The sequence below is a fragment of the Treponema saccharophilum DSM 2985 genome, assembly GCF_000255555.1.
Classification (GTDB): Bacteria; Spirochaetota; Spirochaetia; order Treponematales; family Treponemataceae; genus Treponema_D; species Treponema_D saccharophilum.
This window is the reverse complement of record NZ_AGRW01000051.1, coordinates 41914-54950: the sequence shown is the minus strand read 5'-3', so window position 1 is coordinate 54950 and position 13037 is coordinate 41914. Positions and strand designations below refer to the sequence as shown.

Annotated in this window: 8 protein-coding genes; all 8 read right to left on the bottom strand. The window is 58.9% G+C overall.

Going from position 1 to position 13037, the window contains the following annotated elements; translation table 11 throughout:
* Positions 1-104: 104 nt before the first annotated feature.
* The 8 genes from TRESADRAFT_RS10045 to mreC all read right to left on the bottom strand — a co-directional run bounded on the left by TRESADRAFT_RS10045 (position 105) and on the right by mreC (position 13036).
* Positions 105-2210 carry a methyl-accepting chemotaxis protein gene (locus TRESADRAFT_RS10045; protein WP_002705352.1) on the bottom strand — a complete coding sequence of 702 codons (2106 nt, stop codon included), beginning with the start codon at positions 2208-2210 and terminating at the stop codon, positions 105-107.
* A 208-nt stretch (positions 2211-2418) separates the two neighbouring features.
* Positions 2419-3330, bottom strand: coding sequence for a hypothetical protein (locus TRESADRAFT_RS10040; RefSeq protein WP_002705351.1), 912 nt, complete (start codon positions 3328-3330; stop codon positions 2419-2421).
* Positions 3327-5498, bottom strand: a complete 2172-nt coding sequence (locus tag TRESADRAFT_RS10035) for a GldG family protein (RefSeq protein ID WP_040842875.1) — start codon at positions 5496-5498, stop codon at positions 3327-3329. The genes TRESADRAFT_RS10040 and TRESADRAFT_RS10035 overlap by 4 nt, the downstream gene beginning before the upstream one ends.
* Position 5499: 1 nt before the next feature.
* Complete coding sequence (locus tag TRESADRAFT_RS10030) at positions 5500-8208, bottom strand: TIGR03960 family B12-binding radical SAM protein (RefSeq protein WP_002705349.1); 2709 nt, start codon at positions 8206-8208, stop codon at positions 5500-5502.
* Between the two features lie 37 nt (positions 8209-8245).
* A complete protein-coding gene (gene rodA, locus TRESADRAFT_RS10025; RefSeq protein ID WP_002705348.1) occupies positions 8246-9577 on the bottom strand; it encodes a rod shape-determining protein RodA in 1332 nt (443 codons plus the stop codon).
* A gap of 8 nt (positions 9578-9585) precedes the next feature.
* A complete protein-coding gene (mrdA, locus tag TRESADRAFT_RS10020) occupies positions 9586-11502 on the bottom strand; it encodes a penicillin-binding protein 2 (RefSeq protein ID WP_002705347.1) in 1917 nt (638 codons plus the stop codon).
* Positions 11503-11520: 18 nt separating this feature from the next.
* Positions 11521-12030 (bottom strand): rod shape-determining protein MreD, encoded by a 510-nt coding sequence (gene mreD, locus TRESADRAFT_RS10015; protein ID WP_002705346.1) that lies wholly within the window; start codon positions 12028-12030, stop codon positions 11521-11523.
* A gap of 133 nt (positions 12031-12163) precedes the next feature.
* Complete coding sequence (gene mreC, locus TRESADRAFT_RS10010; RefSeq protein WP_002705344.1) at positions 12164-13036, bottom strand: rod shape-determining protein MreC; 873 nt, start codon at positions 13034-13036, stop codon at positions 12164-12166.
* Position 13037 lies beyond the last annotated feature (1 nt).

Here is a 13037-nt window from a genome sequence, read left to right as displayed (position 1 = left end):
GTCATAAACGAATGTTCGAAACATTATCATGCCGAAGGAATTCTGTCAAGACCCTTTGCAATAAAAACGCGGCGGCCGTTCCGAACAGCGCTTCATCAGGAAGGCTAGACCTCGAAATTGTCGATTTGCTCGCCGATTTTCGAGATTGAAGAGCGCATGTCGCTTACGATCCGCTTCAGTTTTGTGTCCGTATCCGCCATGCGCGTCGTGCAGAAGCTCATCGTGCGGACGCTCTCGTTCATCTGGTCGGTCGCGTCCTTGAGCCGCCGCACGTCGTCCAGAATCGCCTTGTTCCCGTTCGACATTTCCTTCGAGGCGCGCATGACTTCCTCGCTCGAGTCGCCCATCGTGTTGAGGACTTTGTTGATTTGAACGCTGCCGCTCTTCTGCGCTTCCATCGCCGCCTTGATGTTCTTGACGATTTCGTCCGTCTCCTTGATTTTTTCGGAAACCTCGGAGAACATCCTGCTCGTCTCGTCGGAGGCTTTCACGACGGAATTTATCGAGTCGTTTATCTTCTTGAGCTGCTCGCCGATTGTCCGCGACTGCGACGCCGAATTTTCCGACAGCTTCCTGATTTCGTCCGCGACGACGCTGAATCCCCTGCCGGCCTCTCCTGCATGTGCCGCCTCGATCGCCGCGTTCATCGCAAGGAGGTTCGTCTGGCTCGCAATCGACGCGATGACCTTGTTCGCCTGAAGGAGCATCTCGCTCTGTCCTTCAATCTGCGTGATTTTGTTGTTCATCTCCTCCTGCTTCTCGTTCCCCGCGCGCGACAGCTCCTCAAGAGAGTCGAACGAGCCTGCCATGGATTCAACGGAATTCGTGACGTCGTTTATCGTGCTGAACATGCCGGAAATGGCGGAGCTCGCCTCGTTCACGCCTTCGACCTGCCTGTCAATCATCCTCTCGAGCGAGTCGATGTTCGAGGCGATTTCGTTGACCGCGCTCGCCGTCGCGTTCACGCACTTCGTCTGCTTGTCGAGCTGCTCCGTCACGTTCTCGAGGCTCGTGACGATTTCCGACACGCTGCCGTTCGATTCCTCTATGCCCGTCCCGAGGTTGCCCTCCGACGTGTTCAGCGTCTGCCGCGAATGCTTTATGCCCTGCATAATTACCTGAAGTTTTTCGACGAACCTGTTGAAGCCCGTCGTGACCGAGCCGACCTCGTCGTCCGTCTTCACGTTGATTCGCGCCGTCAGGTCTGCCGTGCCCGATGCGATTTCGTGTATCCTTCCCTCCAAATCGGAAAGCGGCTTGAGCGCCTTTTTCACGCCGATGAAAATCGTTCCGACGAGAATCATCTCGATTATTATGACGAAGACAATCATGTAGTTTTTGATTTCGCGTGCCGCCCTGAAAACGTATGAGTGCGGGACGGAGAACGCGAGGCTCCATTTTGTCCCGTTGACCGGCGTGTACACGAGCAAATCGCTGCCGGTCTTGTATTTCATCCAGCCGAACCCGCTCTCGCCCTGAATCATCTTCCTCACCATGTCGGACATGCCCTGCGTGTCGCCGAGCCTGTCCGAGTCGAGCGCGTTCGCTTTCATCGCGATGTGCGTGTCGGAATAGAACTGGATTCTTCCGTCCTCCCCAATCAGAAGCGTCTTTCCCTCCTCCGCAATCGATTTTTCGTCCAATGCCGCAGCCAGCGTCGCGTAAGTGACGGAGCCCGCGAAATATCCGACGCGGACGTTGCTCTTGCTGACCGACTTGCAGACCCAGTAGACCGCGTCATCCTCGCCCGTCCCCTCAAGGTTCGAGATGTACTGCGAGAGGGAACCGCCCTTCATCCTTTCGAAATGCTCCGAGGCGGAGACGTCGAATTCCCTTCCTGTGTCCGAATACGCCCTGCCCGTCCCGTAATCGACGTATATTATCTCCTTGAAATCCTTGCCCCGTATGTCCTCGTGGTCGAGCAGCCACGCGACGGCATTCTCGGTGGAGAAATCGTGCCCGCGAACGATGTCGCTCATGGTGTACATCCTCATCTGCTGCATGAACTTCGAGTTCCGCTGGTTCAGGTTCGTCGCGAACGACTTCGTGAGAGCCTGCATCGACGCGATGACGCTGTCACTGCTCGACTTGAAAATCTTGTTCACGCTGAGCACCATGAAGACGCCGAACATAATCATGATTTCGATGCCGACGGTGATGCCGAATTTCGTCGATATTTTTTTCAGCTTTCCTTTGAATAATCCCTTCATACTGGCTTCTCTCCTCTCTTATTCGATAGCACGGACGGAAATACAAATTAAGAAAAAATTCTAAGGTCAGTTTTTTTATCCGTCAAGGATAAAATCATGCGCGGACAACCCGCGCCGTTAGGGCAGCATACCATTTTAAAAGCGAGCGATGGTAATCGCGAACAAATCCGTTAAAACTCGGTATTCAGGGCAGATAAAAAAATTCAAGCTAATCGACTATATTTTCCATGCCGAACTCAGACGCCAGCTTTCCGAACGTCCAGTCGCTTATCCCGTAGACGGCGTTGTCCGGAACGGAAGGGTTCCCGCGCTTCCGGACGAAAATCCCGCCTTCGCCCCTCATGAATTCCGCGCGGATTGATTTTCCGTTCCCGTCATGAGCCTCGATTGCGGCGAAGACGGGAAGCCCCGCGTCGGCGACCCCGGTCCTCCCGGCGATTTTCCCGTGCCTGATTGAGGAGAGCGCAGAGGACAATGCCGGGAAACCGTCGTCCCCCTTCCCCGCCGACGCGGAGAACGAGCCGTCCGCAACCGACATCCTCGCCTGGACAATCTCCCCGAGCCCGCAGAAAAGCTCCCCCGCCGTCCAGTAATCGGCATCCCCGGAAAGGAAATGCGAGAGGTCGTCCTCCGTCTCAAGCGAGAGCGGCGAGCCGGATGGAGAGAGCGGTATTCTTCCGGAAATGGCGTCGCTGCGCCCGAAAACGACGCGCGACACCTCGTTCCCGAGCGAGTAGAAGACGACCGTCGTTCCTTTTCCCTCCGTCAGCGAAAGCGCGTCCTTGTCGCCTTCGGAGGAGGAGATTTCGAACACGCGCCGGATTTTCGCGCATGATTTCAGGAAGGAGGCGACGAGGCGCGCGTCCGCGAGCGACTCTGCCCCGCCCGAGGAGACGGACCACACGCCCGAGGTGCGGACGAGCCTCACGGACTGCCCCCCGCCCGATATCGCGACGGAATCGACCGCGCCCTCGAATTTCGGGTTCAGAATCGCGCTCTCCGACGATTTCGGCACGGCGGAGGAGCGCGTCGGGAACAAAAGCGACAGGGCGAAAAGCGCGAGCGACACGAGGAACAGGGCGATGAGCGCCGGAGAAACGGCGGCACGTTTTCCCATCATTGTTTTCTCCTTCTTTTTGCGCATATTGCGGCGAACGGGAGCGCGGCGGCGAGCGGGAGGAACACGAAATGGATGGCAAGCGTCCTCCGCCGCTCAGAGCCGAATTCTTCCGCATCGGAAATCTTGTGCAGCGACGTCGCGGGACGGGTCCTGTCGAGCATGTCGGCTAGGGCGTCCTCGCCGTTCAGGCGGAGCAGGCGCGTGCAGAGGAAATCGAAGTTCCTGAAGTCGACGGAATTCTCGCCGGAGATGAAGCCCGTCATGAGGGACGAGACGAAATGCTGGTCGGCGACTACGCACACGCGCTCCGTTTCGGTCATCTTCTCCGCCGCGACGACGTATTGCTCATAATCGCCGCCGGAAGACGCGCCCTGAAGCGCGAACGGGTCGGTGACGAAGGGCGCGCCGTCCCTCTGCAGCCACGAATACGGGGACGAGCGGAGAAGCGGGACCGCCCCGCCGTAAAGCGCGAGCGGGCTTGCCCAGAACAGCGTCATGCCGCGCACCGCCGCCGGCTGCGGCATGAGGGAGAGCCACAAGGGATAGTTCAGCGTGACGAATTCCGCGGAATTGCCCTCGCCGCTCTGCATGGAGACCGGGAAGCACGACAAATCCTCGACGAGCGCGGGGACGAACGCGAACCCGAGCGAATTCAGCACGGGGATAAGCGGGTCGTCATCGGCACGCGACACGGTCCATTCCGTCTCGACGGGGACGGAATACGGGGACGTCGCGATCAACGAGGGGACGCCGCGGCCTATCGCGCCCGCGACAGCCTGCCCCTGCGCGAACGTCATCTCCGACGAGCCGAGGACGAGCAGGCTGTCCCCGCTTCCGAGGGACGATATCGCGCGCTCGGCTTCCACGCCTCCCACAATCTCGGGCATGAACCCGCGCGAGGCGAGGAACGGCGCGACATAGGAATACGACTCTCCGCAGTCCCTCCCGTTTCCGACGAAGACCGCGACCCTGCGCGCGGAGCCGGAGACGAGCTGCTTGACGCGCTGTGCAAGGTCGTACTCGAGCGTGCCCGTGGAAAGGACGTAGGGGATTATCGACTGCCTGTCGAGGTGCTGCATGACGACGGCGGAATAGACCGTCACCAGCTCGATTTTCGTTCCCGTGTTGCGCTCAAGCTGCTGCCCCTGGACGCCGAGCCCGGAAAGCCTTCCCGCGTCGGCATCGACGACCTCGAGCGTGACGAGCGGCGACAGCGAGCTGAATTCGAGGAGAAAATCGGCGACCTCGGATGCCTGCGGATACAGCTCGGACAGCTCCCGCGAGCGGTAATACGTTATCCTGAGCGGCGAGCCGAGGAGGGAGACGAGAGAGCGCGTCGCCTTGCTCGGCGAATGCCTCCGCGAGGCCGTCATGTCGGCGCGGAAATACGAGCGCTCCGCCGAGAACGCGAGCAGCGAAAGAGACGCGAGCGCGACGAGGAGCGCCGCCCTCCCCCCGCGACGGCCGGTGCGCCTCCGCTCCGCCACGACGGACATCACCACGAAGAGCGCGGACGATATCAGGTAGAACGATATGTCGCGCGAGTCGGCGATTCCCTTCCCGAACGAGTCGAAATGCCACGCGAAGCTGATTTTCCTCATCGCGAACGAGAGCGCGCTCCCGAGCGGGACGTAGAGAGGGACGATATGGATGAAGTCGACCGCGGCGAGGACCGCCATCGACACGAGCAGAGGGATTGCCGGGACGGACGGGAACGCGGCGAACAGGAAGACGGAGAGCGACGACGCGAGAAGCCCATAGAGGATGACGCCGGAGAATCCCGCCGCCGCCTGCCCGACATCCACGTCGCCGAACGAGGAGACGCAGGCGGGAACCGACACGAGCATGAGCACGGGGACGGAGAACGCCGAGAGCGCCGCCGCGATGATGACTGCGAACCGTTTCGCGGGCGCAACGGGCAGCGAATCGTCGCAGATGAACCGCCGCAGCCTGAACACGATGAGCGGGACCGTCGCTATCGATATGAACGGAACGGACTGGAACAGCTGCCGGAGGTCGGTCGTCCCGGCTCCCTCGACGAAGAATTTCCCGGCGAGGAAAAAGCGGAACGAGCAGAAAAGGACTGTCGCGACCGCCGCCGCGTAGAAGAGCGGGTCGACGAGCAGGAGCATCAACGAGGAGCGGAACAACGCGCTTGAACGCCTCATCCTATTCAGCCCCCATCCGCGCGCGCTGCTCTATGAGCGAGGCGTTCACCTGGGCGATGCGCGCGTAAAGCTCGAAGTAATCGGTGAATTCCTCGCCGGCGCTTTTCTCGAACGGGTGGAGCGTCCTCGACTTGAAGCTGGCGTTTATGGAGAACATCTCCCCGCGGCTTTTCATCGCCAAAAGGCTTTTCTGGTACGCCTCGTTCACCTCGGGCGTCCATCCCGTTATGTCCGGCTTCGCGAGCGTCAGGACCTTCCGTATCGCGGCGATTTCCCAAATCCTCTTGCCGAAAAACGACTCGAGCGCGTTCCTGAACGGGCGGTCCTTCTGGAAGAGGAGCGTCGCGCCGAGAATCCCGCCGTCGAGCCGGGACGTGTCGAACGAGCAGAGCGAGCCGCTTTCCGTGAACGGCGTGGCACCCTCGGAGGCGAGGAATTCGCGGACTTTTTCGGGCGGAACGGACAGCGCGTATTCGTACACGCTTCCCCAGAGGGCGGCGGAAAGGGATTCCCTTCTCCGCTGGTTCGTCACGGGGAAAACCGTGCAGCGCGTTATCCTGATTCCCTTCGGCAGGTTTCCGTTCATCATGCGCATGAAGTCTTCCGGCCCGACGGGGTCGAAAAGCACCGTCGAGCCGATTTCCGCCGCGGAGCTGACGCCGAGAGAGAGCGTCGTCGCGAATTCGAGCCGGGGAATCGGGTTGAAGCCCGTCGTGTAGATGACAGGCAGAGAGCTTCTCAGGACTGCCCTGTTGAACATCTCTATCATCGAAAGGTGCGAGAGGAACTCCGCGCCGTCGCACTTGGTGAACTGGAAGACCGCGCGGTACATGAGCGGGATGTTGTCCCTCGCCACGCGGACTTCCTTCGCGGGGGGAACGACAGCGTCCGAGGCGGAGTCGGAGGCGCACACCTTCGTCCTGTCGCCGCAGACGCCGCATTTGTGGTCGCAGTCCGGGGCACATTTGGGGGTCAGGACGCCGGAGCAGCTCCGCTCCCATTCCTTCTCGAAGAACGATTTCGACGGTCCTAGCGAGACGCCGTCCCACGGGAGCGCTTCGTCCTTGCCCCGCTCACGGAGAATTTCCGCGCGCACGTCCCATCCCGCCTCGTCGAACGCCTCGTTCCAGAACGGAAGGTTCTCGCGCAGATGGTTCTCCCACGCGTCGAGCCGCGCGCCCTTCCTGTACGCGGAGAGGATTACGGCGCCAGCGCGCTCGTCCCCGCGGGAGAGAAGCCCCTCGATGTAGCTCGTGTTTATGTCGTGCGTCCCCACATGGAATTTCCCGCGCGGAAGGTTGTCGCGGATGTACGCGAGCTTGCGCGCGGATTCCTCGGGACTTATCTGCCTGATGCGCTGGTAGGCGGTGTGCGGCTTTGGGATGAACGTCCCGACGTTGACGTTGCACTGTATGCGCGTGCGCTCCTGAAGGTCGAGGAGGAAATCGACAATCGCCTTCTCCTCCGTCTTGCCGTCCGTCTCCGGAAGCGGAAGCCCGACCATGAAATAAAACTTCGCCTTGCTCCAGCCGCGCTTCTTCGCGTCGAGGATTATGTCGACGAGATGCTGCGCGTAGACTTCCTTGTTGAGCATGAGCTGCCACGCCTCCTCGGGTGTCTCCACCGCGAAAGTGAGCGTGCTTTTCCTGACCTCGGAAAGTTTCTCGAGGAGCGGCAGCGAGAAGCTGTTCACCTTGAGCGAGGGAAGCTGGAAGCTGACGTTCTGCTTGCGGTACATGCCGTTCAGGCAGTCGAGAAGTCCCTCGATGTCGGGATAGTCAGCCGAAGACAGCGACGTGAGAGAGATTTCCCGGTAGCCGCCCACGCTCACGAGCCTCTCCACCTCGTCGATGATGAGCTGCCTCGACTTCGCGCGCTGGGGACGGTAATAGACGCCCGCATGGCAGAACCTGCATCCGTTGGGGCAGCCGCGCATTATCTCGACGACACCATGGTCCTGGACGGGCTTCATGTTCGGAAGCGGCATGAACGACTCCACGCTCGGAACCCGCCCGAATTCCGACCACACCGCGCGGAACGCCTTCTGGTGCCCGCACGACTCCGCCGACATCCCGCGCGTCCAGACGTGCCTGTCGCGCGCGAATTCGGCAAGCATCTCGGCCCTTGTCGCGCCGTCACGCTTCATATTTGCAATCCGCCCGACAAGCTCGAACATGCCGCCCTCCGCCTCGCCGATGAAGAACGCGTCGAAAAAGTCGGAGAACGGGGCGGGATTCGTGCTTCCGCAGCCGCCCGCAATGACAATCGGGTCGTCCTCGCCCCTGTCGCACGCGCGGAGTGGGATTCCGCCGAGGTCGAGCATCGACAGGACGCCCGTTATCCCGAGCTCGTAGCCGATAGAGAAGCCGAGCATGTCGAGGGAGCGGAGCGGGATTCCCGTCTCAAGCGTGTAGAGCGGGACTCCGGTGCGCGACAGAAGCTCCTCGAAATCCTTCTCGACGGCGAACACGCGCTCGCACCGCACCGAGCCGAGGGCGTTCAGCCCGTTGTATATTATCTTGACAGCCTGGTTCGACATCCCGATTCCGTAGACGTCCGGAAAGGCTATCCCGAAATTCAGCATCCTGCCGCCGTCGTCGTGCTTCTTCACGATTGAGCCGAGCTCGCCTCCGATGTACGAGGAGGGATTCTGCACGGAGCACAGGGAGACGCCGAACGCCTCCGTCGGGTTCACAAGTTTCATTTCCATAAGTGATTTTCCAAAATTCAAAAAAGATAAAGCGTTTTCAGTCGAAGTCGTGCTTCCTGTAGCGCACGCTCATAAGAAGCCCCACCGCGGTCATCGCCGTGAGAAGGGAGGAGCCGCCGTAGGAGAGGAAGAAGAGCGGGATTCCCGTAATCGGCATGCTTCCGATGACCATCCCGACGTTTACCGTGAAATGCCAGAGGAACATCCCGAAAACGCCCGAGGCGATGTACATTCCGTATGAATTCGTCGCGTTCCTGATGACGGAAAGCGTGCGCGCCATGATGGCGAAATAAAGGAAGAAGACGACAAGCCCGCCGACGAACCCCGTCTCCTCGGAAAGGATTCCGAAGATGAAGTCCGTGCTCTGCTCAGGAAGGTAGCGCAGATGGCTCAGGTTCCCCTGCAGGAAGCCCTCCCCGAACAGCCCGCCGCTCCCGACCGCCGTCATCGACTGTATGATATGCCATCCCGCGCCGCGCTCATCGACCTCGGGGTTGATGAATATGATGAGGCGCTCAATCTGGTAGCTCTTGAGGAATTTCCCCGCGCCGTACGACATGACGAGCGACGCGCATATTATCCCGAACGCGTAGGCAATCCAGTAGAAGTAGCGGTTCTCCTTGTAGAGAATCATCCCGATTATCCCGATGACGCAGATGGCGCCCGACGCGAGGACGATTATCCCGCGGAGCTTTATGTTCGTCAGGAGCGTCACCGCGGGGATGGCGCGCTGCGCTATTTCCTGCTGCCACGTCGGAAGAACCGTCAGATAGACCGTCAGGCACCCCCCGAGAAGGAGCATGAATATGAGCCGCAGCGGAATCCCGCCGAAGAGCATCATCATCAGGAGAATGGGAAGGAAGACGCTCGACGTTCCCAAATCGGGCTGTGCCATTATGAGCGCGAACGGAACCATGAATATGAGAAGCGAATATATGAAACGCCTGAGCGGGGGCATTCCCTCCGAGCGGTGGAAGAAGCGCGCGAGATACAGAATGTAGAGGATTTTGCAGAACTCCGACGGCTGGATTCCGAGCGGCCCGATTGACAGCCAGCTCCGCGCGCCGTTGATTTTCTTTCCGAAAAGGCGCGTTATGACGAGGACGACAATCAGCGCGATGAAAAGCTTTCCCGCGTGCTTCTCAAGCCCCCGGTAATCGATGAGCATCACGAAGAACATCATGAAAAGCCCTATGAACGCCCAGATAATCTGCTTTATGTACTCGCCGGAAACGTTTATTCCGTCCGAGTTGAATCCCGCCGAATAGATGAACAGAATTCCGATAGTCACGAGTGCCGCGACCGAGAAAAAAAGCATGAAATCAAACAGCTTCAGAAACTGTATGCGCCTGCTGAATATTCCTGCCATGAAAACTCCTACTCCTGCCTTCTTCCGTTTGTCTTGACCTTGCGCGCAAGCTCTCCCATGTAGTAGCGGACGTTCGGGAGCGCCTGAACTGCCTGTTCGTACGTCTGGTTCGCGAATATACCCTGATAGATGATGTTCGTGGCGTACGGCGACCACCAGTCCCAGTCGTTGACCGCCTCGACGAGGACGACGACGACGACCTGGTCTTCCGGAGCCGCGTCATAGGGACCGAACGTCGCCATCCACGCGTGCCAGTGGTCCACGAACCCGACTTCTGCCGTTCCCGTCTTTCCCGCGACCTTGACGACTTTGTTCTCCATCGGCCATTGCGGCGTTCCGTCCGAGATGACGTAGCGCAAATCGCTCTGGACCGCGCGCCACACAGACGGCTCGATGTTCGACTCGTGGAGGAGGCTCGGCTCGATTGTCTCGATTACCTCGTTCGTCGCGGGGTCGCGGACTTCCTTGAGGAGGTGCGGGCGGTAAATCTTCCCGCCGTTCGCGACCATCGCCATCATGTTCGCGATGTGGAGCGGCGTCACGAGCGTGTATCCCTGACCGATGGACATGTTCATCGTGTCTCCGCCGAGCCATTTGACGTGGTATTTTCTTTCCTTCCATTGCGCCGTCGGAACGAATCCCGCCGCCTGCGACGGAAGGTCAACCTCAAGGCTCTGCCCGAGCCCGAATTCCTTCGCGTAGGATGCGATGCGGTCGACGCCAAGGTAATCGCGCCCGAGAACCCAATAATAGATGTCGCACGATTCGGCGAGCGCGCCCCGCATGTCGAGCATACCGTGTCCCCAGCGCTGATGGCAGCGGAACGTCCTGTCTCCGTAGATGACTTTCCCCGAGCATTCGATTTTCTTAGACGGGGGAATCACGCGCTCCGACAGAGCCGCCGTCGTCATTATCGTCTTGAACGTGGACGCCGGCGGATATACCGCGTTCACGACGCGGTTGAGAAGCGGGTTGTTCGGGCTTTTCACGAGCTTGTTGTACTGGGCAGCCGCATCATCGTTGCTGAAAATGTTCTGGTCGTAGTACGGGTACGAAACCATCGCGAGGATTTCGCCGCTCGCCGGCTTGAGGACGACCGCCGCCCCGACCCTGTTCCCCAAAGCCTTCTCCGCAAGTTCCTGTATGCGGGAGTCGATTGTGAGCACGAGGCTTTTTCCCATCTGCGGCTGCGTCGTTATCAGCTCGTTGGAGATGGCGCGGCCGCGCGCGTCGACGTTCTTGCGCACGGAGCCGGGCGTTCCCTGGAGCAGCGAATCGTACTGCTTCTCGATTCCCATCTTCCCGACGACCATGTTCTCCGTGTAGCCCTGGTTGTACATCATGTTTATCTCTTCCTTCGTTATGTCGCCGACGTAGCCGACGACGTGGGAGATGGAGCCTGTCTCGACGTACCTCCGTATGGGCTTGAGCTGCCAGGAAACGCCGGGAAGGTCGATGATGTTCTCGGCGATGTTCGAGATGACGCTGAACGGGACGTTCATCTTTATGTCGATGGATTTGTAGATTTTCCGCGATTTCTCCGGAATCTTCCTGTCGATTTCGAGCTTGGCGATTCCGAGGATGGACGACAGCCGAGAAGTCACTGTGTCGTAATATCCGCGCGGGATTTCCGCCGGATTGAGGCTGACGACGAACGAATCAGAGTTGACGACCATCGGAAGCGTCGCGTTCCTGTCGAAAATCTCGCCGCGCTGCGCGGGAATCGTGTCCGTGTGGCTCGACACGCGCTGGGATTTTCCGCGGTAGTAGTCCCCGTTCTTAATCTGAAGCTTGTAGAGCTGGCTTATGTATGCGGCAATCACGAGAATGACGACGACAAGCATCGCCATCGCCTTCATGTTGCGCTCAATCTGGCTCGAAGCCTTGTTCGCGCCGATTTCATCTCCGTCATCATCGACAATCATATTTCCTCCCGCCCAAAATCACGCAACGGATTCCTGCCCGAAAAGGAGCGAGCCGTCAAAAATACGGAGGAACCTGAACAGTATCGGAGAGATAATCGTGTTCATCGCAAGCTCGCAGAGGAACACGACCGAAAGGATATCGTAATGAGCGACCGACACGGGGAAGAAAAGCGAGACGAGCCAAAGGAGGAATGCCTTCAGGACAGTCGCGCTGAAACCGAGAAGCGCGGGAATGAAAACGCCCTCAAGGTTGAGTATTTTGAGGAACCAGCCGCCCGAATATCCTATGATGGTGCGGACGAGGCTGTGCATTCCGAACGGAGCCGCCGTAAGAAAATCAAGGAAAATCCCGGAGCAAAATCCTCCGACTGCTCCGAACGTCCGCCCGTTGTTGAGGGAAAAATAAAGCGAGCATATCAGAAGAAAATCCGGGACTGCCGGAAGAAGCTGTATGTTCGAAAGGATTGAACTCTCGAAGAGGGCGAAACAGAGGAGTATCGCCAGCGCGGTGAAGAATGCCCGTATCATAAAACGGAAAACCTCCCTTTCCGGAGCGGACTGGACGCGCCAACCGCCCGATTTAAAACTGCATGACCAGAAAAACATATAAGCCCAAAACCGCATTTCCCGCGTTTTTGGGCTTCGGCAACCCGGACTTCATCTACTGGTTCACGACAAGATTCGGGTTCAGCTCCTTGAGGTCGGCAACGATTACCGTCTCAAGCCTCGAAAAATCGATTACGGGAACGACTTCGATGTCGAGCGTCGAGTCGTAGTCGAGCGGGGTTATCTTCGATATGGAGCCGATCGTGATGTCGCGGAGATAATTCTCGTTCTCTCCGGACGTGACAATCAAATCGCCGTAATTGAGCTCGTCGAGAACCCGCTTTTTCACGTAGCGCATCGAAAGCATCCCGGACGCGCTCCCCTGCCCGCTCACGAGCCCGATGTCGCGCGTTGACTGGACGCGCGCGGATACGGTGCATTTCTCGTCGAAAATTGGAAGAATCATGCTCGTCTCGACGCCGACTGAAATCACGCGCCCGACAAGCCCTACCTGGCCGTTCTGGATTGCGATGACCGGCATGTTCTTCTTTATTCCCGCCCGGCTTCCCTTGTTTATCGTAAAAGTGGAATAAAGGTTGTCGGTATTGCGCCCGATTATCTGCGCCGGAAAATTCCGCTGCTCGATTTTCGTCGAGAACCCGAGCTGCTCGCGCAGGCGCAGGTTCTCGTTCGTTATCTCCGTGTTGTTGCGCTGAAAATACTCGTAGTTCTTGAGCTTTTCCGTAAGGAACGCATTCTCCTCGCGGAGACGGGCAAGCTCGTGGACGGCATTGAACGTTCCCGTAATCCCGCTCGTCACGATTCCGATTCCCTTCTGCACGGAAGACAACGCCGTAAAACCGACGTTCTTGAAGTTGAGGATAAAGCCTCCGGAGCTCAGCGCGAGCATCGTCCCCGAAATCACGACGAGGACGACGAGCACAAGCTCCGGCAGATGCAGGCTGAACCTGCTCTTCTGTGACTCCATA

What these genes read in the sequence shown, in the direction of transcription:
- TRESADRAFT_RS10045 (WP_002705352.1), bottom strand. Translation starts at nt 2,210, where the DNA reads ATGAAGGGATTATTCAAAGGAAAGCTGAAAAAAATATCGACGAAATTC.
- TRESADRAFT_RS10040 (WP_002705351.1), bottom strand. Translation starts at nt 3,330, where the DNA reads ATGATGGGAAAACGTGCCGCCGTTTCTCCGGCGCTCATCGCCCTGTTC.
- TRESADRAFT_RS10035 (WP_040842875.1), bottom strand. Translation starts at nt 5,498, where the DNA reads ATGAGGCGTTCAAGCGCGTTGTTCCGCTCCTCGTTGATGCTCCTGCTC.
- TRESADRAFT_RS10030 (WP_002705349.1), bottom strand. Translation starts at nt 8,208, where the DNA reads ATGGAAATGAAACTTGTGAACCCGACGGAGGCGTTCGGCGTCTCCCTG.
- rodA (WP_002705348.1), bottom strand. Translation starts at nt 9,577, where the DNA reads ATGGCAGGAATATTCAGCAGGCGCATACAGTTTCTGAAGCTGTTTGAT.
- mrdA (WP_002705347.1), bottom strand. Translation starts at nt 11,502, where the DNA reads ATGATTGTCGATGATGACGGAGATGAAATCGGCGCGAACAAGGCTTCG.
- mreD (WP_002705346.1), bottom strand. Translation starts at nt 12,030, where the DNA reads ATGATACGGGCATTCTTCACCGCGCTGGCGATACTCCTCTGTTTCGCC.
- mreC (WP_002705344.1), bottom strand. Translation starts at nt 13,036, where the DNA reads ATGGAGTCACAGAAGAGCAGGTTCAGCCTGCATCTGCCGGAGCTTGTG.